The sequence below is a fragment of the Oscillospiraceae bacterium genome, assembly GCA_015068525.1.
Taxonomy (GTDB): Bacteria; Bacillota; Clostridia; order UMGS1840; family HGM11507; genus SIG450.
In genome coordinates, this window is sequence record SVKJ01000014.1 from 1 (window position 1) to 24461 (window position 24461).

Annotated in this window: 26 protein-coding genes; 4 read left to right on the plus strand and 22 right to left on the minus strand. The window is 32.5% G+C overall.

Features of this window, described 5'->3' with window-relative positions; translation table 11 throughout:
* From E7419_05770 to E7419_05860, 19 genes are all read right to left on the minus strand, one after another.
* Nucleotides 1-943 (minus strand): PBSX family phage terminase large subunit (locus E7419_05770; protein ID MBE7014696.1); only part of this gene is annotated, 943 nt, incomplete at its 3' end.
* The gene (locus E7419_05775; GenBank protein ID MBE7014697.1) at nucleotides 930-1124 is read right to left on the minus strand and encodes a hypothetical protein; all 195 of its coding nucleotides are present in this window, start codon (nucleotides 1122-1124) and stop codon (nucleotides 930-932) included. The genes E7419_05770 and E7419_05775, both read right to left, overlap by 14 nt.
* Before the next feature lie 272 nt (nucleotides 1125-1396).
* A complete protein-coding gene (locus tag E7419_05780; GenBank protein ID MBE7014698.1) occupies nucleotides 1397-1828 on the minus strand; it encodes a DMT family transporter in 432 nt (143 codons plus the stop codon).
* Between the two features lie 45 nt (nucleotides 1829-1873).
* On the minus strand, nucleotides 1874-2551 hold the full coding sequence (locus E7419_05785; GenBank protein MBE7014699.1) for a hemolysin III family protein: 678 nt from the start codon (nucleotides 2549-2551) through the stop codon (nucleotides 1874-1876).
* An 8-nt stretch (nucleotides 2552-2559) separates the two neighbouring features.
* Entirely contained in the window at nucleotides 2560-3387 is an 828-nt protein-coding gene (locus E7419_05790; GenBank protein ID MBE7014700.1) for a DegV family protein, read from the minus strand.
* Nucleotides 3388-3397: 10 nt separating this feature from the next.
* On the minus strand, nucleotides 3398-3856 hold the full coding sequence (locus tag E7419_05795) for a hypothetical protein (GenBank protein MBE7014701.1): 459 nt from the start codon (nucleotides 3854-3856) through the stop codon (nucleotides 3398-3400).
* Nucleotides 3857-4391: 535 nt separating this feature from the next.
* Nucleotides 4392-5174 (minus strand): pyrroline-5-carboxylate reductase, encoded by a 783-nt coding sequence (proC, locus tag E7419_05800; protein MBE7014702.1) that lies wholly within the window; start codon nucleotides 5172-5174, stop codon nucleotides 4392-4394.
* Between the two features lie 62 nt (nucleotides 5175-5236).
* A complete protein-coding gene (locus tag E7419_05805) occupies nucleotides 5237-6439 on the minus strand; it encodes a pyridoxal phosphate-dependent aminotransferase (protein MBE7014703.1) in 1203 nt (400 codons plus the stop codon).
* 89 nt (nucleotides 6440-6528) lie between these two features.
* The gene (locus E7419_05810; protein ID MBE7014704.1) at nucleotides 6529-6882 is read right to left on the minus strand and encodes a YraN family protein; all 354 of its coding nucleotides are present in this window, start codon (nucleotides 6880-6882) and stop codon (nucleotides 6529-6531) included.
* Nucleotides 6879-7544, minus strand: a complete 666-nt coding sequence (locus E7419_05815) for a ribonuclease HII (GenBank protein ID MBE7014705.1) — start codon at nucleotides 7542-7544, stop codon at nucleotides 6879-6881. The genes E7419_05810 and E7419_05815 overlap by 4 nt, the downstream gene beginning before the upstream one ends.
* Nucleotides 7469-8317: a ribosome biogenesis GTPase YlqF gene (gene ylqF / locus E7419_05820; GenBank protein ID MBE7014706.1), complete on the minus strand. Its 849-nt coding sequence runs from the start codon at nucleotides 8315-8317 to the stop codon at nucleotides 7469-7471. Before ylqF ends, E7419_05815 begins: the two co-directional genes overlap by 76 nt.
* A complete protein-coding gene (gene lepB, locus E7419_05825) occupies nucleotides 8314-8949 on the minus strand; it encodes a signal peptidase I (GenBank protein ID MBE7014707.1) in 636 nt (211 codons plus the stop codon). Before lepB ends, ylqF begins: the two co-directional genes overlap by 4 nt.
* 277 nt (nucleotides 8950-9226) lie before the next feature.
* Nucleotides 9227-9568 carry a 50S ribosomal protein L19 gene (rplS, locus tag E7419_05830; GenBank protein ID MBE7014708.1) on the minus strand — a complete coding sequence of 114 codons (342 nt, stop codon included), beginning with the start codon at nucleotides 9566-9568 and terminating at the stop codon, nucleotides 9227-9229.
* Between the two features lie 85 nt (nucleotides 9569-9653).
* Entirely contained in the window at nucleotides 9654-10397 is a 744-nt protein-coding gene (trmD, locus tag E7419_05835) for a tRNA (guanosine(37)-N1)-methyltransferase TrmD (protein ID MBE7014709.1), read from the minus strand.
* Nucleotides 10394-10891, minus strand: coding sequence for a 16S rRNA processing protein RimM (gene rimM, locus E7419_05840; protein MBE7014710.1), 498 nt, complete (start codon nucleotides 10889-10891; stop codon nucleotides 10394-10396). Before rimM ends, trmD begins: the two co-directional genes overlap by 4 nt.
* On the minus strand, nucleotides 10888-11115 hold the full coding sequence (locus tag E7419_05845) for a KH domain-containing protein (protein ID MBE7014711.1): 228 nt from the start codon (nucleotides 11113-11115) through the stop codon (nucleotides 10888-10890). The genes rimM and E7419_05845 overlap by 4 nt, the downstream gene beginning before the upstream one ends.
* Before the next feature lie 10 nt (nucleotides 11116-11125).
* Nucleotides 11126-11368 carry a 30S ribosomal protein S16 gene (rpsP, locus tag E7419_05850; protein ID MBE7014712.1) on the minus strand — a complete coding sequence of 81 codons (243 nt, stop codon included), beginning with the start codon at nucleotides 11366-11368 and terminating at the stop codon, nucleotides 11126-11128.
* A 36-nt stretch (nucleotides 11369-11404) separates the two neighbouring features.
* Nucleotides 11405-12733 (minus strand): signal recognition particle protein, encoded by a 1329-nt coding sequence (locus E7419_05855; protein MBE7014713.1) that lies wholly within the window; start codon nucleotides 12731-12733, stop codon nucleotides 11405-11407.
* A 15-nt stretch (nucleotides 12734-12748) separates the two neighbouring features.
* Nucleotides 12749-13111, minus strand: a complete 363-nt coding sequence (locus E7419_05860; GenBank protein MBE7014714.1) for a DNA-binding protein — start codon at nucleotides 13109-13111, stop codon at nucleotides 12749-12751.
* Between the two features lie 237 nt (nucleotides 13112-13348).
* On the opposite strand from E7419_05860, the gene E7419_05865 reads away from it, so the two are divergent.
* The gene (locus tag E7419_05865; protein ID MBE7014715.1) at nucleotides 13349-14530 is read left to right on the plus strand and encodes an ATP-binding protein; all 1182 of its coding nucleotides are present in this window, start codon (nucleotides 13349-13351) and stop codon (nucleotides 14528-14530) included.
* A gap of 106 nt (nucleotides 14531-14636) precedes the next feature.
* Here E7419_05865 and E7419_05870 read toward each other — a convergent pair whose 3' ends face one another.
* The 3 genes from E7419_05870 to smc all read right to left on the minus strand — a co-directional run bounded on the left by E7419_05870 (nucleotide 14637) and on the right by smc (nucleotide 22026).
* A complete protein-coding gene (locus E7419_05870; GenBank protein ID MBE7014716.1) occupies nucleotides 14637-17306 on the minus strand; it encodes a UPF0182 family protein in 2670 nt (889 codons plus the stop codon).
* Nucleotides 17307-17557: 251 nt separating this feature from the next.
* Nucleotides 17558-18463, minus strand: a complete 906-nt coding sequence (gene ftsY / locus E7419_05875) for a signal recognition particle-docking protein FtsY (GenBank protein MBE7014717.1) — start codon at nucleotides 18461-18463, stop codon at nucleotides 17558-17560.
* Nucleotides 18463-22026, minus strand: a complete 3564-nt coding sequence (smc, locus tag E7419_05880) for a chromosome segregation protein SMC (protein MBE7014718.1) — start codon at nucleotides 22024-22026, stop codon at nucleotides 18463-18465. The genes ftsY and smc overlap by 1 nt, the downstream gene beginning before the upstream one ends.
* 335 nt (nucleotides 22027-22361) lie before the next feature.
* On the opposite strand from smc, the gene E7419_05885 reads away from it, so the two are divergent.
* From E7419_05885 to E7419_05895, 3 genes are all read left to right on the plus strand, one after another.
* Nucleotides 22362-22829 (plus strand): hypothetical protein, encoded by a 468-nt coding sequence (locus E7419_05885; protein MBE7014719.1) that lies wholly within the window; start codon nucleotides 22362-22364, stop codon nucleotides 22827-22829.
* A 103-nt stretch (nucleotides 22830-22932) separates the two neighbouring features.
* Nucleotides 22933-23547, plus strand: coding sequence for a M23 family metallopeptidase (locus tag E7419_05890; GenBank protein MBE7014720.1), 615 nt, complete (start codon nucleotides 22933-22935; stop codon nucleotides 23545-23547).
* Complete coding sequence (locus tag E7419_05895; GenBank protein ID MBE7014721.1) at nucleotides 23544-24371, plus strand: hypothetical protein; 828 nt, start codon at nucleotides 23544-23546, stop codon at nucleotides 24369-24371. The genes E7419_05890 and E7419_05895 overlap by 4 nt, the downstream gene beginning before the upstream one ends.
* The last annotated feature ends 90 nt before the right edge of the window (nucleotides 24372-24461 follow it).

Here is a 24461-nt window from a genome sequence, read left to right on the forward strand (position 1 = left end):
TTATGTTCTCTTCTTTTATATACTTTGCAAGTTCCTGGGCGGCCTTTGAAACAATAATATCTTCCTTATATATTTCCCTGTAAACATATACATTTAAGAATCTGTCCACTCTGTAAAAGTAAGCAGCGAACATATCAAGCCCATAGTCGAATGATGCATAAAAATCATAATCTTTGCTAAAATCAATTTCCATATCAGGAACCGTATGAAGATTATATGAAAACTCGTTAAAGTAGCCTCCTTTGGAAAGTCCCCATTCTCCCTCGCCTACAATCTTATAACTGTTATAATCATTCTTCTTTAAATCTTCAAACATTTTCCTGTCTTCCTCTGAGAGAAATTCATTGTGGTAATAGTTTCTTGTAATGGCAAGGATATTTTTATCCTTTTTATCAAAAAACCTCTTTTTTATCCACATCTCGCTCCAGGGATTTAAAGTAAGAGTAATCTGGGGAAACAAACTTTCATCATTAATTCCTCTTATTGAAAAATCAAGTTTGTTAAATTCTTCTTCGTTAGCTACCTGATATGCTTCCTCAATCCATACCCAACACAAGTATCCATGGCTTACTGTAATCGAGGTTATGGAATCAGGATTGTCAAATCCTCTGAAAAGAATTTTCTGACCTGTTTCCTTAACAGTTATCTCAAGAGGTGAAATCTTAAAATCAAAAAGATGGGAAACCTTTAATCTTTCGCAGGCTTTTTTAAGTTCTGAAAACTGACTGTCTTTTAAACTGTTGTAAAACTGTCTTACACATAAAAGATTTGCATTTTTATGTTTTAAAAGATGATATATGTACCAAAGTGCTGCAGTAGTTGACTTTTTAGAACCTCTGCCACCTTTTACAACACGGTATCGCCCTTTAAAATCCCAGAATTCCTTATAATTTTTACCCACAGTTTTTTTTAAATCAACAACTGTTTTCTCAATCTTCAACATCCCCTTTTATTATTACTGTCGGGACTGTTGTTTCTTCTTTTTTTCCTTTTTGTGTTGTAATATTAAGTATTTCTTTTGCTGCACTGATTTTAACCTTTAAGTCTTCGGCGCCGTAAATTATTTCACTTAAAGCCTTCAGTGCGTCTTCAGTGTACTTTTCGTACTTTGCTTCTTTTTTCATGCCTTATTCCCTCCCTTGATCATCAGAGAATTATCCGGATATCTTCCCGATGACTAATTATATTATAAACTATTTTTTTATTTATTTTTGTCAACTTCCGTTTTTTAAAAAGCACTACAGCCCCAAGCCTTTCTAAAAAAATTTTTAGTAATTTTCGGATTTTTTTGGAAAACCGCCTTTTGCAAAAAAACAACGCTCCACCATAAAAGGGACAGTCCCCAATACGGTGAAAAATCCACCATAAAAGGGACTGCCCCTTTTATGGTGGATTTTTAACTTTTATATTTAAATATTATTACGCCTGCTATCATTAAACCTATTCCGATATACTTGGTTAAGGTAAACGGAACTTTTTCAGAGCCAAAAAGTCCAAACGCGTCAATAATTGCTGCAACTAAAAGTTGTGCAATTAAAATTACCGAAATCGCAACAGTCGGACTTAAATTTTTTATAGCAAGCATAACCGTAAGAGTTATAACAAACCCTATAATTCCCCCAAACAAATAAAGTTTATTAACCTCGCCTACCTTAGTTATATCCCCTTTCCCAAAAATAAGCATCACAATAAGTGCAATTAAAAAAGCAGAGCCTTGTACAATAGTATTAGACTCAAAAAGTCCTATTTTTTCGCTCAGCCTTGTATTAAAAACACCCTGAACGCTCATGGCTGCACCTGCTAATGCCGCAAATATAAAACCTAACATAAAAAACACCTCATTTATATTTTTAAATAAATGAGGTGTTTTTATTCAATTCAATGTATAAAGCACTATTGCAAAAAAATGCATAAGGCTTCCTAACACAGTGAAAATATGAAATATTGCGTGAATTCCCGGTTTCTTTGCACCAACAAGATACAAAACTGCACCAATTGTGTAAAGAATTCCACCTATAAGTATTAAGATAAACTCACCCTTTTCAAATATAAACGGTATCTTATTTGCTACCAAAATTATGCACCAGCCCATAAGAAGATAACATATAATTGAAAAAAGGGTGTATTTTTTTAAATCAATGGAATTAAATACTATTCCAAGTATTGCAGCGGCCCATACAACAGCGAAAATTGTCCAGCCAAGCACCGGACTATACTCTCTAACGCTTACTAAAGCAACGGGCGTATATGTTCCCGCAATCAACATAAAAATTGTGCAATGGTCTAAAATCTGCATAACTTTTTTTGCCGTAAGACGAGGACTTAAAAGATGATAAATTGACGATATTGTATACATTAAAGTCATTGACGCACCAAAAATCGCACCACCCACAACACCATAAACCGAATGGTTTATTGCTGCCGTTACAATGCATAAAACGGTTGCAACAATACCAAGCGCTCCGCCTACCATATGAGTTACTGAATTAAATATTTCGTCTTTTTTTGTATAAGAAGGAAGTTTTCTGTCTTTTAATTTTGTTCTTTTCATATCTATACCTACTTTTCAAATCCTACAAGAAGTCCGCCCTCTTCAGCATAGAAACTGCAAAGGACACCTGTTTTTTGAATTTTTACTTTTGCACTTAAAAATAATTCGGAGATTTTTTTCTTTACCATATTTGCCGCTTCTTCGTTAAAACAATGTGAAATTATCACTTTCTTTCCCATATATCCTTCATCAATCATTGCTTTAATCAAACTTGATATTGCCTTCTTTTCTCCCCTTGATTTTACAAGTGGTTCTAAAGTTCCCTCATCACTTGCTTTGCCGATTAAACGAATTCCTAAAATATTTGCAATCGCTGAAACAGTATGGCTTACTCTTCCGTTATTTGCAAGATTTTTTAAGGATTCAAGCATAAAACAAAGCCCTGTTGACTTCTTATATTCAGTTATTTCATTCTTTATTTCGTCAAACGACTTACCCTCTTTATGTAACTCTGCAATTTTTTCAACCATGAGAGTCATTTCAGGACCTGCCGACAAAGAATCAATAACGTAAACTTTACTATCAGGATTTTGTTCCATATACATATTCGCCGCAACAGATGCAGAATTAAAACTTCCCGAAAGCCCGCTTGTTATTGTAACAGCAAATATTTCATCTGCTCCCGAAAAAGCCTCAAGCCAGTCTGCACTCGATGGGCAGGAAGACCCTGACTTATCTTTATAATCTTTTAAAAATGTAACCATTTCATAAACATCGGCATCGCAAAGGTCACAAAACTCTTTGTCACCTGCAATTATTTTTAAAGGTACACTATTAAATTCTACGCCCTCAACATTAAAAATATCACATGACGAATCTGAAACTATTTTAAACATATCCTTACCTCTATTCTTTACTTTCTATACTTGAATAAAATTCGCTTAAATTACTTATTATCTTTGAAAATACTTTATAAAAAATATCCAGTTCCTCATCTGAACAGCCTTCAGCACAGGTTTCGCTGATAAAGGTTATAATTTTTACCATTTCGTTATATACGTCCATCCCCTCTGCCGTCATAAAATATTTTGCCCTGTATTTCTTATCCTTATCCTCATTATACATTTCAACAAGTTTTTTCTTCTTAAGAAAATTAAGATTTTTAGATATCCACGCCTTATCCTCTTTACACAGCCAACAAAGTTCTGATGCAGTAAGACCATCTAAATTTTTCCCTAAATAAAAAAGTACATTAAGATTTGCAGCCTTCAGATCAAGATTGTTCATTTCATGAATCTTTATCTTCATTATATATTTGTAAGCAAGATTTATCTTAGTTGTAAACTCCTCATATCTTTCTAACATATTTTACCTCCGCAAAACATTTGTTGACGCATCAACAAATTTATTTTACCACTATTTTGTTGATATGTCAACAAAAAAATATGGACGCAAAAGGGACAGACCCCAAAACGTCCATGTCAACAAAAAAATATGGACGCAAAAGGGACAGACCCCAAAACGTCCATATTTAATGAATAATGAATGATGAATAATGAATAATTGCGGTAAAAGAACATAGTTGTATTAATTCACAATAAAACGCAAAACGCCGTATGGCATGTTTTGCGTCCTTAACGTTTGCCTTTTAATGCAAACCTTTACATCTCCTTTATTAATTTAAGTGGCTCGATGCCGCTTAAATTAATTGGAGATAGGAAAAATTGTTCAGATTGAATGAAAATGGTCTCGTCGGCGTACGTTGTACGGTAGAGAGCATTTTCATTCAAAGTGCAAAGCATTTAATTTCATAAATTGCTTTAGCAATTTATACCTTATAAAAAAAGAGAATGCTTTTGCATTCTCCTAAAAATTTGCTTTGCACGTTCTGGACAACTTTTTACATTTCCTTAGCGCGTTTGTAGCATTCATTCATCGCACTAAGTATTGCTCCCCTGAAATTGTTATCCTCAAGTTCTTTAACCGCACGAATTGTTGTACCGTTAGGCGAACACACCATATCCTTTAATTTAGCAGGATGAATACCCGTATCCAAAACCATTTTTGCAGAACCCAAAACTGCTTGTGCCGCCATTTTCAACGCACTTTCTCTGTCAAGTCCGTTATATACTCCGCCATCTGCCAAAGTTTCTATAAGCATATAGATATATGCAGGAGAACTACTTGCGACAGCGATGGTGGCGTCAATAAGTTCTTCTTTTATAACCTGAACTTTTCCCGATTTTTCAAAAAGGCTCTTTACAAAATCAAATTCTTCATCTTCCACATTTTCGCCTTTTGCCATAACAGTCATACCCTCAGAAACCATAAGAGGTGTATTAGGCATTGTTCTTATAATTTTATTACTGCCTTTAAGGTAAGAAGAAACTCTCTTAATAGTTATACCTGGTGCAACAGTTACGATTACTTTATTTTCAATTTCCCCCATCTTAGATAAAACATCATCATAAAACTGAGGTTTTACGGTAAGGAAAATGATATCGCTCATCAAGGCATCTTTTAATTCTTTACACGCTAAAAATCCATCGGCTTCAAATTTTTTTAAAACATCGCAACTTATATCATATACCGATATATCATCTTTATTTAAAAAGCCATCTTTAGTTATCCCGCCAATTATTGCCGATGCAATATTTCCTGCACCGATAAATGAAATTTTCATAAAAACCTCTCCTTTTTAAAAAAAGTCTATCCTATGATAGACTCTTTTTTATAATATCACTATTATGATAATTTTTCAATAAATATTTTTAATCTTTTTATACCTTCATTTATGTTATCCATACTTGTAGCATAAGACCATCTTACATAATTCGGGGCACCAAAACCCGTACCCGGTACAAGTGCAAGTTTAACTTCACAAAGCAGTAATTCACATAATGTATCAACATCTGAAATTACAGTATCTTTATATTTTTTACTAAATAATCCGGATACGTTCATCATTACATAAAACGCTCCGTCAGGCTTAATAGAAGATACACCTTCAATCCCGTTTATTAATTCTACAAGATGATTTCTTCTTTCAAAAAACGCATTTTTCATTATCTTGATTTCGTCTTTCGGACCATTTAAGGCAGCAGTTGCAGCAACCTGAGCAATAGAGTTCGGATTAGAGGTTGCATGACTTTGAATGTTTGCCATCGCTTTTGCAATTTTAGAATTTGATGCAGTGTAACCTATTCTCCAACCGGTCATAGCATAGGTTTTTGAAACACCGTTAACAATTATTGTCAAATCCTTAATTTCATCACCAAATGAAGCAATACTTACAAAACTTTCCTTGCCGTCATATACAAGTGCTTCATAGATTTCGTCAGAAATAACATATATATTATTTTTCACACAAAATTCTGCAATTTCTTTTAATTCGCTCTTAGTATATAACATACCTGTAGGGTTAGACGGATTATTTAGAACAAGTGCTTTAGTTTTTTTAGTTACAACATTTTCAAGGTCAGAAACTTTAAACTTAAAGTTATTTTCTTCACAAGTTTCTAAAAATACAGGTGTTCCATCTGCAATTTTAACCATTTCAGGATAACTTACCCAGAATGGTGCAGGGATAACAACCTCGTCACCGGGATTTAAAATTGCCATAAACGCATTAACAAGCGAATGTTTTGCGCCGTTTGAAACTACAATATCAGAAATTTCATAATCAAGTGAATTTTCATCCTTTAATTTCTTAACAATTGCTTTTTTAAGTTCTATTGTTCCGGAAGCAGGGGTATATTTAGTAAATCCATCGTTAATCGCATTGATTGCCGCTTCCTTTATGTGCTTTGGTGTGTCAAAATCAGGTTCTCCCGCACCGAAACCAACAACATCTATTCCCTCTTTTTTCATCTCTTTGAATTTAGAGTCAATAGCCAGTGTAGGCGATGGGGAAATTCCCATTGATTTATTACTTATGGTTAAACCCATTACAATTCCTCCATGAATAAATATTATCAACATATTTCATTTTAACACACTTTTGTGCCATTTTCAAGTAAATTTTTGAAATTTTTAAATTATGAAATTTCAAAAGCGTCTTTTATATGATTTATCTTAAATTTTGAAAGATACACTTCAATAACATCAAAACGTACCTTTTTATCATAAAGATGTTTCATATTTATATAACACCTTGTTGCAAAAATTATGCTCTTCTTTTTATAATATGTAACAGCTTCCTTTGCCTCGCCGTAACTTAAATCTTTTCTCGTTTTAACCTCTACTATTGCAATTTCATCATCTTTTGATGCAATAATATCAATTTCTCCGCCTTTTACAAAAAAATTTCTTTCTAAAATTTTATAGCCTTTTAATCTAAGGTAAAGTTCTGCTATATTTTCTCCAAGATTTCCTTTTTGTCTTTTGTTCATATATTTTTTAAAAAAGTCCTTCTGTGAATTTCACACGAACCATACTTTCTTATATTTTCAATATGTTCTTTTGTTCCGTAGCCTTTATGCTTTTTAAAACCGTACTGAGGGTATAATTCATCCATTTTTATAATAAATCTGTCCCTCGTAACTTTTGCGATTATAGATGCCGCTGCTATATTATATGATTTGGAATCTCCCTTTATGATAGTTTTATTATTTTGTTTAATGCCCCTGTTCTGATTTCCGTCAATAAGAGCTAAATCGGGAACAACTTTAAGTCCCAAAATTGCCATATCCATTGCTTTCATAGTTGCATTTAAAATATTTATTTCGTCAATTTCTTTTTCCGAAACTGACGCAACCGACCAGTCAAGTGCATTTTCTAAAATAATATCATAAAGTGCTTCTCTCTTTTTTTCAGTTAACTTCTTAGAGTCATTAACTTCAGGAATTATAAAATCTTCCTTCATAATAATTGCACAGGCATAAACGGGGCCTGCAAGAGGACCTCTGCCCGCTTCATCAACCCCGCAAATTATATTATAACCTTCTTTTTTAAATTCCTTATCAAATTCAAATAAACTCATAACTTTGGCATCTCCAAACTTATTTTTCCAAGTTTTAACCCTCGAAACTCGTCTAAAATTGTGTTGGCGCATCTTGTTAAATCTATTTCCCCGCCTTTTATAACAAAGCCTCTTTTTCTTCCTATCTCTTCCATAAGTTCATAAGTATCTTTATCCTCATTAAAATCAACATTATATCTTAATTTTAAATTTTCGGGATAATTGTTTTTTAAAAAATCAAGAAGATAAAAAGCAAGTTCTTCCACATCTAAAATCTCATCTTTTATCGAGCCGACAAACGCAAGTTTTTTTGCAGTTTCCTCATCATCAAACTTATGCCATAAAATTCCCGGAGTATCTAAAAGTTCATAGCCTTCTTTAATTCTTACCCACTGTTTCCCTTTTGTTATACCCGGCCTGTCTCCTGTTTTCGCGCCTGCTCTTTTTGTAATTTTATTTATAAAAGAAGATTTTCCCACATTAGGAATACCGACTACCATCATTTTTATAACAAGGTTAAGATTTTTTTCTTTAAATTTATCTATTTTTTCTTTTAAAACCTGATTGATACCCTCATAAACATCATTAAAGCCTTTGCCGTCTAAAGAATTAACTTTTACAACTTTAATGCCGTTATTTTTATAATAGTTTATCCAGTCGCTTGTAACTTTATCGTCTGCCATATCTGACTTATTAAACACAATAAGACGAGGTTTGTTTTTAACAATCTCGTCTATAAGCGGATTTTTAGATGCAAGAGGAATTCTTGCATCTACAAGTTCAATAACTATATCCACAAGTTTTAAGTTATCTTTAATTAAGCCTTCGGTCTTTTTCATATGACCGGGGAACCAGTTTATATTCATTTAACCACTCCGAATTTATCAAATGGAAGAAGACGGAACACCGCTTTTCCCACTACCTGTTCATTTCTTAAAATACCAACTGTTCTGTCCCTGCTGTCCTTACTCCATTCTCTGTTATCGCCCATTACAAAAACGCATCCTTCGGGAACTGTAACAGGCATATCCATAGACTGAGTATAAGTTTTTACAGTATCAGAAATATAATCTTCTTCTAAAAGTTTACCGTCAATATAAACTTTACCATCTCTTAAATCAATAGTCTGCCCGCCTGTTGCTATAACTCTTTTAATATATAAAACACGGTTAAACATAGTTTTACCCTTAACCGTTCCCTCTTTTAAATAAGGGTCAACAACAACAATATCAGAATAACGAGGTTCATACATAAAGCGTACTGCAATAAGTCTGTCTTTATCTTTTAGAGTCGGATCCATCGAAGAACCCGAAACGGTTACCTGAACGAAAACAAATATATGAAGCAAAAGAACAATAGCAATAGCAGAGGCTATTGATACAACCCAGTCAAAAATTTCTTTTACTAAACTTTTTTTCTTTTTTGGTTCCTTATCTAAGATTTCAACAACCTCGCCGTTTTCATTCTCTTCGGTTATTGAATCTATTTCAATTTTCATAACATCTTCGTTATTCTCTTCATTGTTTGGAAGATTTTCTAAATTATCGCTCATATTATTTACCTCCTGAAATATGTCTGCTGGTATAGTCACATCAATGCAATTGCCGTATGGCATAATTGCATTTCCTTCATTCCTCATTCCTAAATCCTAATTCCTAATTAGAAATGTTTTCATTTTTTGTGATCCGTGCAACTTTTTACATCCACTAAGAAAAACAGGCTTAAAAACATCCTGCATTATGATGCAAGTGCTTTCAAGCCCCTTTAATTTATTATTAGATTCTTTCTTTAACTTTTGCTGCTTTACCAACTCTGTCTCTAAGATAATAAAGTTTAGCTCTTCTAACTTTACCTTTTCTAATAACTTCGATTTTACCTATATTAGGTGAGTTAACAGGGAATGTTCTTTCAACACCAACACCGTAAGAAACTCTTCTAACTGTAAATGTTTCAGCAATTCCGCCGTTTTTCTTTCTGATAATAGTGCCTTCGAAAGCCTGAAGTCTTTCTCTGTTTCCTTCTCTAACTTTTACGAAAACTCTAACAGTATCACCAATATTTAGTTCAGGCAAATCTGTTCTAATAAGATCAGCAGTAATAGATTTAATAATATCCATTGCTTTATCCTCCCTTCTTGCCTGGGAATTCATAAATAGCCCTTTTAACTACCAGAGGAACACCCTAATTCAGTTTAATAGTATATCATACCTTTTTGTCTTTTGCAAGACTTTTTTTAATATTTTCAAAGATTTCTTTTTCTTTTTTGGAAAAATTATCTTCATTTATCAAATCGGGCCTTTTTAAATATGTAGCCTCAATTGATTTTGTAAGTCTAAATTCCTCAATATTTTTATGATGCCCCGAAAGTAATACATCGGGAACTTTTAACCCCATAAATTCTTCAGGCCTTGTATACTGAGGATACTCCAAAAGATTGTTTTCAAAAGATTCTTCTTTTGTTGAGTTGTCATTTCCCAAAACTCCCGGAAGCAGTCTTAAAATACTGTCGCAAACAGGCATAACTGCAAGTTCGCCTCCCGTTAAGATAAAATCGCCAAGTGATATTTCTTCGGGTTTTAACAGTTCATTGACTCTCTGGTCGATTCCCTCATAATGCCCGCATAAAAATATCAGATGTTCTTCTTTTGAAAGTTCTTTTGCCATATTCTGATTAAAGGTTTTGCCATGAGGAGTAAGATATATAAAACGCGACTTTTCGCTTTTAACCGACTGGTATGCACGATATACAGGCTCCGCCTGCATAATCATTCCATCTCCCCCGCCATACGGGTAATCGTCAACCCGCCTGTGCTTATCTAATGTAAAATCCCTTATATCAATTAAATTAAGTTCATATAAGTTATTCCTTAATGCACGGCCTGTAACCGATTCTCCTAAAACGCCTTTAATCATATCGGGAAAAAGAGTCAATATATCAATTCTCATATCTCATCTAACCCGTCTATAATATGAACAGTCATTTTATTATTTTGGGTATCAATACTTAGTATAACGTCCTTTATAGCAGGAAGATACATACTTTTTTTATTTTCCCTTTTAACTTCGTAAACATCGTTGGAACCTGTACGGAAAACATCTTTTATAGTTCCGAGATACTCCCCGCTGTCAGTTATAACTTCCATACCCAAAATATCTTTAATATAAAATTCTCCATCTTCTAAAGACGGTAAATCTTCTTCATAAATTTCTGCATCAAAGTTCTTTAACTTTTCTGCCATTTCAATGGTGTCTATACCATCAAAGGTTATAAAAACCATATTCTTAAAGAATTTTACCTTATTTATATCATATTTTTTTTCGTTTACTATTAAATAGGAAAATTCACTGAATGCATCAAGTTCGTCAATATAAGGGTAGATTTTAACCTCGCCCCTTAAACCTCTTGTATTGACAACTTTACCGACTGAAATTTTACTCATATTATATCAACTATAATCCTTTTATCAGTTTTTGCACCGGCTGCTTTCATTAAGGTTCTTATTGCCTGAGCATTTTTACCCTGTTTGCCGATGATTTTACCCATGTCTTTTTCATCAACATGAAGTGTGTAATAAATAGTTCTTTCTTCTTCTTTTTCGGTAATCTCGATATTCTCAGGATTATCAACTAAAGAAGATGCAAGAAAGTTTAGTAAATCTTTCATAAAGTTCACCTTAGATTATGTTATTCTTTTTAAGTAAATCTCTTACTGTATCAGTAGGCTGAGCACCGTTAGCAATCCATTTTTTTGCTTTTTCTGCATCAACTTTGAATTCCTTTTCTTTAGTTAAAGGATTGTATGTGCCGATTTCTTCTATAAATCTACCATCTCTTGGTGATCTTGAATCTGCTACAACTACTCTGTAAAAAGGTGTCTTTTTAGCACCCATTCTTTTTAATCTGATTTTAACTGCCATGTTAAATTCCTCCATTTTTATTTATTATATTTTTATTTAAAAGAAACCTTTCATCATATGTTTAGGTAACTTTTTATTTGAAAATTGTTTCATCATTTTTTTCATCTGCTCAAACTGTTTTAAAAGAGCATTTACCTCAGGAAGACTTGTTCCGCTTCCTTTGGCAATTCTTTCTTTTCTTGAAAGATTAATGATTGAAGGGTTATCTCTTTCCTTTTGAGTCATAGAAAGGATAATCGCTTTTGTTTTGTCAAACTGATTGTCAGGAATTTTAACTCCCGCTAAGGCTTTTTTATTTACCCCGGGAAGCATTCCCAATATATTTTCAATAGGTCCCATACTTTTAATCTGGTCAATCTGGTCTAAAAAGTCAGAAAAAGTAAAAGTCTGGGTTTTCATTTTTTTAGTAAGTTCCTGTGCTTTTTTTGCATCTATAGCCTGTTCGGCTTTTTCGATAAGAGTAAGCACATCACCCATACCTAAAATTCTTGATGCCATTCTGTCAGGGTAAAAAGGTTCAAGTTCGTTTAACTTTTCTCCCATACCCACATATTTTATCGGTTTTCCTGTAACAGCCTTAACCGAAAGCACACTACCGCCTCTGGCATCGCCGTCAAGTTTGGTAACAATTACGCCCGATAAATCAAGTTTTTCATCAAATGCTGTCGCAAAATTAAGCGCGTCCTGCCCTGTCATAGCATCAATTACAAGCAAAATTTCGGTAGGATTTACGGCACTTTTTATATTTTCAAGTTCATCCATAAGTTCGTCATCAATATGAAGACGCCCTGCTGTATCTATAATAACAACATCATTTAATTCTTTTTTAGCCTTCAAAACAGCATTTTTTGCTATTTTAACAGGATCCTTTTCTCCCTCTTCAAAGTACACAGGTACCGAAAAAGAAGAACCAACTGTTATAAGTTGCTTTATTGCAGCAGGCCTTTGAACATCACAGGCAACAAGCATAGGCTTTTTACCCTGCTTTTTTAAAACTCCTGAAAGTTTTGCAGAAGTGGTTGTTTTACCTGTACCCTGCAAACCAACAAGCATTATAACTGTAGGAGGACTGTCCGAAAACTTAATTTTTTCGTTCTCTTTGCCCATAAGAGCGCACAGTTCTTCATTAACAATCTTTATAACCTGCTGACCTGGAGTAAGGCTTTCCAAAACCTCTTCGCCAACTGCTTTTTCACTTACTTTTTTAACAAAATCTTTCGCTACCCTGTAGTTTACATCTGCTTCTAAAAGTGCAACTCTGATTTCTCTCATTGCAAGTTTAACGTCAGATTCTGAAAGTTTCCCTTTTCTCTTTAAATTTTTAAAAATATCGGATAATTTATCTTTTAAACTGTCAAATGCCACGGAGTATCACATCCTTTAAAAATCAAGTTCGGTAACTAAATCCGCAATTTCTTTTATCCAGTTTTGAATAAGGTTATTTCTTAACTGAACGTTATTAAGATTATTTATATCCTCTAAAAGACTGTTTATCTTTTCGATTTTTTCACGGTTTAAACTGTACTTTTCGCTTAATTTCAACTTGTCTTCACATTCTAAAATTGCTTCTTCTGCTCTTTTTATACTGTCACGAACGCCCTGCCTTGTAATTTTAAGATGTTCGCTGATTTCAGCAAGGGAATAATCCTGATTATAATAATAATCCATAACCTCATACTGTTTTTTAGTAATAATATCTCCGTAAATGTCAAGAAGCACACACATTTTTAAATCTTTAGCCAAGTAAAATCACCTCTTTTTTTAAGGTGTGTAAAGTTATTTTCTTTACAACCTTTATGATTATAGTATATTTTTACCCTCTTGTCAAGGGTTTTACATAAAAAAATGCAGTAAATTTTACTGCATCAAAACATTTCCAACTGAAAGATTTTTTAAAAAAACTAAAAATCTTTCAGTTTAGTGAATAATTTTATTGATTTTTGCAAAATCTTTCAGTATAATATTAGTGAGGTGATTTAGATGATTAAAAGAGAACACTATATTGATATGGTTCGTCCTTTTTATGATTCAGACTTAATTAAAATTATAACCGGTATAAGACGAAGCGGAAAGTCAATTATTATGGAGCAGATTGTCAGTGAAATTAAAACTAAGAGCGACAATATTATTTACCTTAATTTTGAAGATAAAAAAATTTCTTCAAATATCAGAACAGTTGATATGTTAATAGAATATGTAGAAGAAAACCGAAAAGCAGGTAAGTGCTACCTTTTTTTTGATGAAATTCAAGAACTTGAAGGATGGCAGGATGCTTGTAAAACATTAAGACTTTATGATAATTCCATTTTCATTACAGGGTCAAACTCAAAATTATTATCAGGTGAATTTACTAAAGAATTAAGCGGAAGATTTGTTTCTTTTCGTATCCGCCCATTCGTTTACAAAGAAATATCAGAATACACCTCACAACTTGGAAAAGAAATTTCAATTACTGATTATTTGATTTGGGGCGGTTTCCCGAAACGTTTTGAATTTGAAGAAGGCTCTGCACAGGAACGCTATCTTAACGATTTAGATGACACTATTGTTATCAATGATTTAATTAAACGCTATAAAATTAAAAAAGTAAGTTTGTTTAAAAGTTTGGTTAATTTTATTCTTCGCAGTAACAGCAGAATTATATCTGCCAATTCTATACATTCATATATAAAACAGGAACACGAAAAATGTTCCATTAATACTATAATGAAATATATAGAATATCTTGAAGAGGCATATATTATCGAATCTGTTAAGCAGTATTCAACTAAAACAAAAAAGGAATTAAAATATTACTCAAAGATATACAATGCTGATGTTTCGCTAAATTCAATCCGATGCATGAATAATCGATACGACCTTACACATAATTTAGAAAACATAGTATATAACGAATTAGTGTATATGGGGTATGAAATATATGTGTATAATAACGCAGGTAAAGAGATAGATTTTCTTGCCACAAAAGACGGCAAACAGTATTTCGTACAAGTCGCATACAGCATTGCAGAGGATAAAGCATACGAAAGAGAATTTGGTGCTTTCAAAAATATCGATAACCTTTCTTCCAAAATTATTATAACAAATGATGATATAGACTATTCAACAAGTACGGTAAGGCATATAAAACTAAAGGATTTTCTTGTTATGGAAAGTCTTTAATATCATCATATCTAATAAAATCAAATTATTAAGTAATTTTAAAAGGCTGAGCGTTCTCGTTCAGCCTTTTATTATATACACATTTTTTTCTTTGTCGATATATATTTTATCTTAATTTATTTATTTCCTCTTCCAGTTTGGAAAAGTTTTCTCCGAAAGTTTTCCAGTCGCCCTTTTGCATTGAGTCTTTTAATTTATCGTAGAGTTCAACAATCTGAGGATTTTTTTCTTCTGTTACAGTTTCGGAATATTCCGGAAGATTTATCTCAGGTTTTCCCATTTCATAATTAAAGAGTTTATACAAAGCTTTTTCCAAAGTCTCTTCCATTACTATATTATCACTGTATGCAACGATTACTCTTTTAAGTTCAGGAAGAGAACTTTGTGTTCCCGAAGAAATGTATACAGGCTCTATATATAAAAGCGAGTTTTTAACAGGGATTGTAAGCATATTACCTCTTATAACCGTACTTCCGCCCTGCCCCCATAGAGTCATTTCTCTTGATATTTCAGGATCGTTATCTATTTTATTTTCAATCTGAAGTGTTCCGTAGATATTTTCGCCTTTAGGGAAGGTATATAAAATGATATCGCCGTATCCGTCTTTATCGCAGTTTACTGCAATCCAGCCCACAAGATTCTGCTTTCCTGACATAGTATAAGGAATCATAAGAACTAAACTTCCTTCTTCCTTAAACGTTGTCATAATACTGTAATAAGGGCTGACATACTGTTCTTCGCCCTGATACTTTTCTTTTGCAATATCCCAGAGGTCTGTTTTGTTATAAAAGATTTCAGGATTATCAGTGTGGTATCTTTTATATACATTCGTCTGAATTTTAAACATTGCTTCAGGATACTGAAGATGGGAAGAAATCCCCTCAGGCATATCTTCCTTTTCAAAAAACGACGGATAAATCCTGTTATAACTTGCAATAATCGGATCCGACTTATCAGTAATATAGAACTTAACCTCTCCGCTATAAGCATCGACAACTGCTTTTGCTGATTCCCTTATATAATTTATCCTTTCTCCCATAAAAGTAGTTTTATAAGAATACGGATAATTTTCGCTCACAGTATAACAGTTTACAACCCATTTAACTCTGCCGTTTTCATCAATAACAATATACGGATCACTGTCAACAGTTAAAAACGGTGCAACCGTCTTTACTCTTTCCAACACATTTTTATTTATTAGAAGCCTACTGTCCGAATCAACATAATTTGAAATAAGAAGTTCAAAATCCCTTAAATAAAGAGAATACAGAACTTTGTTAAAAGGAGTCATTTTAATTCCTGAAGAACCTGTATAGGAATATTCCACGTCACTGTCGCCAAGCGAATAATCGAGTTCTTTATATTTTGAATTTGCAATAACATAATCGTTATTCATTTCGCCGTAATATATTCTTGGTTCTTTAATTTCAAGTTCCTTTGCATACGACTCGGTAGGAATATTTTTAACTAAAAATTCAGGCTGTCCTTCACTTGTTACAGTATTTACTCTGACAGCTGCAACCCCATACCCATGAGTAAATCTCAGTCTTTCGTTTATAAACGATTTTGTGGTATCGGCTATATTTTCCGAGTTGAATTCTCTTGCTGCAAGTCCTACTGCAGTAGGATAACCGTCAATATCATACATAACAATATCAAGGTCGTTAAAGTTATAGTAATTTCGTATGCTTTGCACCTGGTTAATTGCTTTTAAGGTTGACGGATAATCTATAATTCTTGTATTGGTTATGGTACTATGTTCCTCTTTAAGATCTTCGTTTGACAAAGTATATGATATTGGGAATACATTATTTTTTACTTTGGTAAGATTATACGCTTCTCTTGTATAGGAAATATTATTTGATATATAAGGACTTTCAACAGTAACTTCAGACGGTTTTACATAGAAAGTCTGGGTAGCCATTGCAACAAGGGAAAAAACAATATATGTTGCAGGATATAAAAGAAGTGAAAAAACTGCAAGTTTTCTTCTTTTCTTTAAAAATAGTATTACACTGAAAACAACAGCTAAAACCAGCACAAACGGAATGACACTATAATAAAGTTTCCATATTGTAACATTAGTAAACCCTGCTCCCGTAAAGGACGCAGATGTATCATAAAGCATTTCTTCCGCACTTATGCCATAAGTTGCCACCTTTACTAAAACATAGGAAAGTAAATTTATTATATTATGAATCATTATGTTTTTTTCATTAAGGATATTTCCTACCTCGTTAATGCCGAGTCTTGCGTATAAAAATACGTACAGGATTAAAATCCCTATAAAAAGTATAGCAAATATCCCTGAAAGTGTATCAAAAAGCGCTTCATAAAACGGTCTTAAAAAAAGAAAGTAACCTATATCCTTATTAAATACGGGATCAGAAGTACCTGTAAATGTCGGAGATGCAAAAAGAAGATATTTTTCGTGCATGGTTATCTGAATAATACTGCTTACAACTGAAGAAAAAATAAGGGAAATTACTATAACCGTATATTTTTTTGAAAGAAAATCAAAAGTTGAATCAATTTTCAAAAGATTTTTCTTTAAAAAGAAAATGCTTACATAAGAAATTACAAAAACTATAAGAAAACTTAAAGTCTGAAAGGTAATTTTCACTTTAAGATTAGTAAAAAATACTTCTAAAAAGTTTTCGCCTATTTCCTTATACGCGTTGTAATCAAAGTATATTCCCGTGCCTATTGTAATAATAAGCACCAAAACGGCAATTATACCGATTGTTATTAAGTTTTTGGGGTTTAATGTTCTCATATCGGGTCATTCCTTTCAATGTTATGTATAATTAGGAGTTAGGAATTAGGAATTAGGAATGAATGTATAAATTACTTACGTAATTTATGAATTAAATGGAAAATCTTCGATTTTAAATAATTTTTGATCATATAACAAATATAACAATGTTTATTGGATTAACATAAAATGAAAATTATAAACTGCAAAAGGCTGTATAGCATCTTTTGCATTCCTTCATTCCTCATTCCTGACTCCTAATTCCTAATTAATTAAAAAATTGCTTTCGCAAATTCCTCCGGTTCAAAAACTGAAAAGTCGTCTTTCCCTTCTCCCACACCGATAAATTTAACAGGAATATTTTTTTCCTTACATATAGAGATTACGATACCTCCCTTTGCAGTACCGTCAAGCTTGGTTAAAACAAGACCTGTAACCTCTGTTTGTTTTGTAAATTCCCTTGCCTGAATAACGCCGTTCTGCCCTGTTGTTGCATCTAAAACAAGCAGGGTTTCAAGGTCAGACGAGGGAAGTTCCCTTTTTATAACCCTGTAAATTTTATTAAGTTCATCCATCAGATTTTTCTTATTATGAAGTCTTCCTGCAGTATCACAAATTAAAATATCTGTTCCCTTTGCTTTAGCAGAAGTTATAGCATCAAAAACAACTGCCGCAGGGTCTGCCCCCTCTGTATGCTTAACTATAGGGCAGTCCACTCTGTCAGCCCATATTTTAAGTTGCTCGGAAGCAGCAGCCCTGAACGTATCCCCTGCTGCAAGCATTACACTTTTTCCCATATTCTTATAATACGATGCAAGTTTTCCGATTGAAGTAGTTTTACCCACACCGTTTACCCCTACAACAAGAATTACTGAGGGCTTTGTGTTAAGTTTCATTTCAGTATTATTAGATGTTAAAATATCTGCTATAATTTCATAAAGTTTTTCCTTTATATCGGAAGGCTCCGTAATTTTTTCTTCATCTGCAACATCTCTTAGAGTATCAATTATTTCTATTGAGGTTTCGGCACCTACATCAGCCATAATAAGCGCTTCTTCAAGTTCCTCGAAAAGTTCTTCATCAACAGTTTTAAACATATTAAAAACGCCGTCAATCTTCCCCTTTATAGCCTCTTTAGTCCCCGTAAGAGATGCTTTTAATTTATCAAAAAATGCCATTATTTCTTCAATCCTTCCTGCTCAACCTCATCTATATTTAACGATAATAGTTTGGAAACACCCTTTTCCTGCATAGTAACGCCGTATAAAGTGTCCGCCGATTCCATAGTTCCTCTTCTGTGAGTGATAACTATAAACTGAGTATCTTTTTTAAACTTTTCCAAATACTCGGCATATCTGTAAACATTATTATCGTCAAGTGCCGCTTCAATTTCGTCAAACAAGCAGAACGGAGTAGGTTTAACCTTTATTATTGCAAATAAAAGTGCAATAGCTGTAAACGCTTTTTCTCCCCCTGATAATAAACTTATGGTTGTAAGTTTCTTTCCGGGAGGCTGAACTTCAATTTCAATTCCGCTTTCCAAAACATTGTCAGGCTCGGTAAGTCGAAGTTCCCCTCTTCCTCCGCCAAACAGTTCAATATATGTTTCATTAAATGACTGGGCAATTAAATTAAACTGTTTTATAAATATTTCTTTCATCAGTTTAATCATATCTGAAATAATTGTTTCTAAGTTTTCTTTGGCAGAAAGAAGGTCTGCTCTTTGAGTAGTTAAAAATCCGTATCTTTCGCTTACTTTTTCGTATTCTTCTATCGCATCAATATTTATATTGCCAAGTGACTTGATTTTATTCTTAAGTTCGGAAATTTTTCTTTGAGCACTTGCAAGTGAGCCGATATCTTTTTTAATTTCTTCGGCATCTGAAATAGTAAGTTCGTAAGATTCCCAGAGGTTATTTACCGTCTGCTCAATATCAGAGTCTATTTTATTTACCTTAACTTCAAGTTTAGTATGCGCTTCGTTCTGGGCAATAAACTTTTCTCTTAAATCTCTTGACAGTTTCTGACTGCCCTCCAGTTCCTTTTCGGTGTTTTCTTTCCTGGTTTTATTACCTGAAATTTTTAATAAAAATTCTTCGATGCTTTCTTTTGCACCGTCAATCTGATTTTTTCTAAAATCAATTTCGTCTTCAATATCGGCTATTTTTTCCAAAGACTCTTTTATAAACTTATCTTTTAATTCTATATCCTTTTTATAATTTTCCTTTTCTTTTAAAATCGCATTTATTTTATCTTCTTCAAATTCAATATCTTTACTCTTTTCGGCAATTTTAAATTTTAAGGAATTTATTTCTTCATTTATTTCATCTTTTTTCTCTGAAACTTTGGAATAATCGCTGTCTTTTAAACTAATTTTGGTTTCAATTTCAGTAATCTTTTTATTTAAATTTTCTTCCTTTTCATCAATTTCTGTGATATGTTTATTATTATCTGAAATTTTTTCTTTTAGTGAAGATATTTCGTCATTATGATTTTTTATATCTTCGCTTATCTGATAATACAGTTCTTTCTGATATTTAAGTGAAGATAAAAGTTCGATTTTTAATGAATTTGCTTTTTTCTTATCCTCTGAAACACTGTCTATCTTATGTATGATTTCCTGCAAATCTTTTTCTTCTTTTTCAAGCGTTTTATTTAATCCGTCAAGGGTTTTTTCTAAATCCTTTTCTTCTTTTTCAAGGTTTGAAATTTCAGCGGCTCTTTGCATACCGCCAAGGTTATTTTTATATTCTCCCCCTGTAATCGAACCTCCGATATTAAATATTTCTCCCGTTAAGGTTACTGCTTTAAAAGAATGTTTATACTTATTGGTAGCCAAAATAGCAGTATCTATGTCTGAAAATACTGCTACCCTGAGTAGTAAACTCTCAATAATTTTTTTATACTTTTCATCACAGGAAACTAAGGAAGAAGCCATTCCTATAAAACCTTTTTCCCCTTTTAAATCTTCTTTTATTTCTGTTTGCGGTTTAATGGTTGAAAGAGGCATAAAGGTAACTCTTCCTAATTTGTTTTCCTTTAAATAGGCAATCGAATTTTTAGCATCCTGCTCACTTTCGCACACGATATTTCCCGATGCACCGCCAAGTGCCGAATCTATAGCCTTTGCGTACTGAGAGTCAGTTTTGATAAGAGATACAACCGTTCCGAAAAGTTTAGCACCTTTTGGTTTTAAATTTAAAAGTTCCTTAACACCTTTAGGACTTCCTGTAAAATTGCTTTCCATATCTTTTAACATATCAAGGCGGTTTTTAACCTTATTGATGCTGTTTTTTGTAAAGTCAATCTTTGAAAGCGTTTCGTTTTTCTCTTCTTCTTTTTTATCTTTTGATAAAGTAAGATTGTCATATTCTTTTTTAAAGGTTTCTTCTTCACATTCAATTTTATCAAGATTTTTTTCTATAGATAAAATTTCTTTGTCAAGACTTAAAAGTTTATCGTTTTTCTCACTAAAATTAAGTTCGCTTTGTTCTGTTCTTTCTTTCAAACTTTCATTAAGAGTTAAGTATGACGACTTATGAGCCTTTAAATTTATAAATTCAGTATTAAAATCTGAAAGTGAAAGTTTAAGTTCGGAAAGAGATGAATTATGAGAATTTATATCAGTAAGTATAGCATTTAATTTTTCGTAAAGTTCGTTTGCTTTTTTCTCTAATTCTTCTTTTTCAAGTTTTAATACACGAACATTTTGGGAAAATAAATTTTCATTTTCTGAAAATTCGTCACTTTTTTTAATAAGTTCTTCTTTTTCTGACTCAAGTCTTTTAACATTTTCGTTTTCATGAGCAATATTGTTTTTTGAAATTTCTATTTGATTTTCATAAGTTTTTATATTATATTCAAGATTATAATTTTCCTGAAGCAAAGTATCATTCTCTGCCTGAAGATCACGGGAAAGTGTTGACAGTTGTTCAATCTTTAAATCAAGTTCTGAAAGTGTATTTTTAGTTTCTTCCAAAACTTCCTTGGAATCGGAAAAATCTTTGGCAATTTTTTCTAAAGATTCTTTATATTCATAATAATTTCTTAACCATACATTGACTTCTAAATCCTTTAATTCGTCACGGATAATTAAGTATTTCTTAGCCTTTTCGGACTGTACCTTAAGTGGTTCAAGCTGGTTTTCAAGTTCGAAAATAATGTCATTAAGTCTTGTAATGTTATCGTTTGTATTATTAAGTTTTCTTTCCGCTTCGTCCTTCTTATGATGATACTTTGAAATTCCGCACGCTTCTTCAAAAAACACTCTTCTTTCAGACGGTTTGCCTGCAATGATATTATCAATTTTACCCTGACCGACTAAAGAATACCCGTCCTTCCCAAGACCTGTATCCATAAAAAGTTCCTGAATGTCTTTAAGACGGCATTGAGATTTGTTTATGTAATACTCACTGTCACCCGAACGGAAAAGCCTTCTTGTAACCAATACTTCGTCAAAATCAATGTTAAGCCCCCTGTCTTTATTATCAACAAGAAGATTAACCTCACAAAAACCAAGCGGTTTTCTTTTCTGAGTACCCGAAAAAATAACATCTTCCATCTTTCCGCCACGAAGAGTTTTGATGCTTTGCTCACCCATAACCCATCTTATAGCATCGGAAATGTTACTTTTACCGCTCCCGTTAGGACCTACTACACAAGTTATTCCTTTTTCAAAAGTTAAATCAATCTTATCAGGAAAAGATTTAAACCCCGTTAATTCTATCGATTTAAAAAACATAACTTCTCACTTTCAAAAAATATTATTTGATGCTATTATATCAAAAAAATCCTTTTATTTCAAGGATTTTTAAACAAAATCTATTGATATTTTTAATAAACTTACATAAAATATAATATCTTCCAAATACAAGTTCTTTAACAATATTGATGTTGACAAAAACAAAACAATATGCTACAATATAGTCGAAGAATAGGTGTGAGGGTAGCACCTTTATAAAGAAGTCCCCATCAAAGATTAGGTGTGAGGGTAACACCTTTATAAAGAAGTCCCAACGGAAGATATGCCCTTGCATTGTATAATGCAGGGGCTTTAATCTTACAGCGAGGAATAATATGAACAAAAGCAATAAAAAATACAAATTAAATTATCTTACCGAAGATTTTTATAAAAAATATAATTCTGACTCTTATCCTGAAATAGAAAACAAATCAAATCGACCTTATATGGTGATGCTTGTTCAGATTGAAAACAATACATTTGCAATTCCATTTCGAACAAATTTAAAACATAATAACTGTTACAAATTTGAAAATTCGTCTCGTCCTACCCAAAGCATAACAGGACTTGACTATTCTAAAGCAGTTATTGTAAATGACAGTAACTACATAGGAGCGCCTGCAAGAATAAATGATATGGAATATACTGAACTTGATACAAATTATCATATTATTATCAAAAGATTTACAACTTTTGTAAAAGGATATATTAAATATGCTAATGGAAGGCTCAATGAATTCCAGGCAAAAAAATATAAATATACAACACTCAAATATTTTCACAATGAACTTGGGATAGAATAACGCTGATAATAGCGTTATTTTTTTATAAAAAATCCTTTTATTTTGAGTTTTTTTAATATTTTTAGGACAACTAAAATAAACTGTACTAAACGGAACGAAAGGAATGATTTTAATTATGAAAAAGAAAAGAATAAAAAAGGACAAAGTAAAAATGCCCGAATTTTTAAATTTAAGATTTATCGGTGCTTTAGTAATAGTCGGGATTGCGATTTATTTAAAATTTAATCCTGCATATTTTAATAAAACCATGTCCGCAGTAATGGGTACAAACTGCGATTACAATCTTCTTTTGTCAGATGTTAAAAAAACCGTATATGCCCATACAGTCGGGGGCAAAGTTTTTATGATGCCTGTTTCTGATATTATTACCTCTCCATTCGGGGAAAGAGATGATCCTCTTACTAACGAAAAGGTAACTCATACGGGGATTGACATAAATGCAAGCGAGAACACCGAAGTTAAATCGGCATATTCGGGCAAAGTTTTAAGAGTAGAAGAAAATGAATTTTACGGAAAATTTATTATGATAGAACATTTTAACTCGCTCGTTTCCCTTTACGGACATTTAAATGAGCAGAAGGTAAAAGTCGGAGACATGGTGGAAAAGGGCGATATTATAGGACTATCAGGCTCAACAGGACGTTCAACAGGCCCTCATCTTCATTTTGAAATACGAAAAGACGGTAAGTGCGTTGACCCCGAAGGGTATCTTATATGAAAAATATAAAAATAAATCCCCTTTTTTTCTTTGTTCTTCTTATAAGCATTTTTTTAAAAGTCTGGGATATGTTCTTTTTGGCTTTCCTTACCGCAACCCTCCACGAAGCAGGACATCTTATTATGATTAAGGGAAGCCGTGTAGAAATAAAATATATAAAAATAGAGCCGTTCGGAATTTCGATAAAACTTAAGAATTTATTTATAAAAAACCCTCAGGACGAAATAAAAATTGCTATAGCAGGGCCTCTTTGCAATTTTATTGTTTCTTTATTATGTCTTGTTCTTCTGAAGGAAAAGGCACATTTTTTATATTTTTCAAATTTATGTATGGGACTTTTTAATTTACTCCCTGCTCTCCCTCTTGACGGCGGAAGAATACTTAAAGCGCACCTTTCAAAAAAAATGGGGTATCTTAGAAGTTATAAACTTACTCTTTTTATAACAAGAATAATAAGTGTTATAACCGTAGCAACAGGTTTTTTTATACTTTATGTAACAAAGTTTAATTTTTCGGTGTGTATAATAGGTTTTTTCCTCATTTTCAATTTATTCTCTGAAAAAAATCACACTTATTTTTTTATGTTAAAAGAAATAACCTCTTACAAGGAAAAAAACAGAGAAATTGAAAAAATGCCTGTAAATCATGTTGCTGTCAATAAGAACTTTTATATAAGAAAAATTTTTTATGACCTTTCATTATGGGGATACCATATCTTTTCAGTAGTAGAAAACGGAAAAGTCTTAAGAACCTTCAGCGAGGGTGAACTTATGGAAGGACTAATCAAATACGGAAGTTCGGCTAAGGTGGAAGATTTACTGTAAATTATTGAAAAAAAGTTTTTGATATGGTAGAATAGATTTAACTTAAGTTAAATCTATTCAGCTAAATTCGCCTGATGGCGAGCTAAATGT

Coding starts and splice junctions, on each gene's coding strand:
- trmD (MBE7014709.1), bottom strand. CDS start 10,397: ATGAGAATTGATATATTGACTCTTTTTCCCGATATGATTAAAGGCGTT.
- rimM (MBE7014710.1), bottom strand. CDS start 10,891: ATGAGTAAAATTTCAGTCGGTAAAGTTGTCAATACAAGAGGTTTAAGG.
- E7419_05805 (MBE7014703.1), bottom strand. CDS start 6,439: ATGGGTTTAACCATAAGTAATAAATCAATGGGAATTTCCCCATCGCCT.
- rplS (MBE7014708.1), bottom strand. CDS start 9,568: ATGGATATTATTAAATCTATTACTGCTGATCTTATTAGAACAGATTTG.
- smc (MBE7014718.1), bottom strand. CDS start 22,026: ATGTTTTTTAAATCGATAGAATTAACGGGGTTTAAATCTTTTCCTGAT.
- E7419_05785 (MBE7014699.1), bottom strand. CDS start 2,551: ATGAAAAGAACAAAATTAAAAGACAGAAAACTTCCTTCTTATACAAAA.
- rpsP (MBE7014712.1), bottom strand. CDS start 11,368: ATGGCAGTTAAAATCAGATTAAAAAGAATGGGTGCTAAAAAGACACCT.
- E7419_05780 (MBE7014698.1), bottom strand. CDS start 1,828: ATGTTAGGTTTTATATTTGCGGCATTAGCAGGTGCAGCCATGAGCGTT.
- proC (MBE7014702.1), bottom strand. CDS start 5,174: ATGAAAATTTCATTTATCGGTGCAGGAAATATTGCATCGGCAATAATT.
- E7419_05890 (MBE7014720.1), top strand. CDS start 22,933: ATGATTTTAATTATGAAAAAGAAAAGAATAAAAAAGGACAAAGTAAAA.
- lepB (MBE7014707.1), bottom strand. CDS start 8,949: ATGAAAATTGAAATAGATTCAATAACCGAAGAGAATGAAAACGGCGAG.
- E7419_05815 (MBE7014705.1), bottom strand. CDS start 7,544: ATGCGCCAACACAATTTTAGACGAGTTTCGAGGGTTAAAACTTGGAAA.
- E7419_05895 (MBE7014721.1), top strand. CDS start 23,544: ATGAAAAATATAAAAATAAATCCCCTTTTTTTCTTTGTTCTTCTTATA.
- E7419_05795 (MBE7014701.1), bottom strand. CDS start 3,856: ATGTTAGAAAGATATGAGGAGTTTACAACTAAGATAAATCTTGCTTAC.
- ylqF (MBE7014706.1), bottom strand. CDS start 8,317: ATGAATATAAACTGGTTCCCCGGTCATATGAAAAAGACCGAAGGCTTA.
- E7419_05810 (MBE7014704.1), bottom strand. CDS start 6,882: ATGAACAAAAGACAAAAAGGAAATCTTGGAGAAAATATAGCAGAACTT.
- E7419_05865 (MBE7014715.1), top strand. CDS start 13,349: ATGATTAAAAGAGAACACTATATTGATATGGTTCGTCCTTTTTATGAT.
- E7419_05775 (MBE7014697.1), bottom strand. CDS start 1,124: ATGAAAAAAGAAGCAAAGTACGAAAAGTACACTGAAGACGCACTGAAG.
- E7419_05885 (MBE7014719.1), top strand. CDS start 22,362: ATGAACAAAAGCAATAAAAAATACAAATTAAATTATCTTACCGAAGAT.
- E7419_05870 (MBE7014716.1), bottom strand. CDS start 17,306: ATGAGAACATTAAACCCCAAAAACTTAATAACAATCGGTATAATTGCC.
- E7419_05790 (MBE7014700.1), bottom strand. CDS start 3,387: ATGTTTAAAATAGTTTCAGATTCGTCATGTGATATTTTTAATGTTGAG.
- ftsY (MBE7014717.1), bottom strand. CDS start 18,463: ATGGCATTTTTTGATAAATTAAAAGCATCTCTTACGGGGACTAAAGAG.
- E7419_05845 (MBE7014711.1), bottom strand. CDS start 11,115: ATGAAAGATTTACTAAACTTTCTTGCATCTTCTTTAGTTGATAATCCT.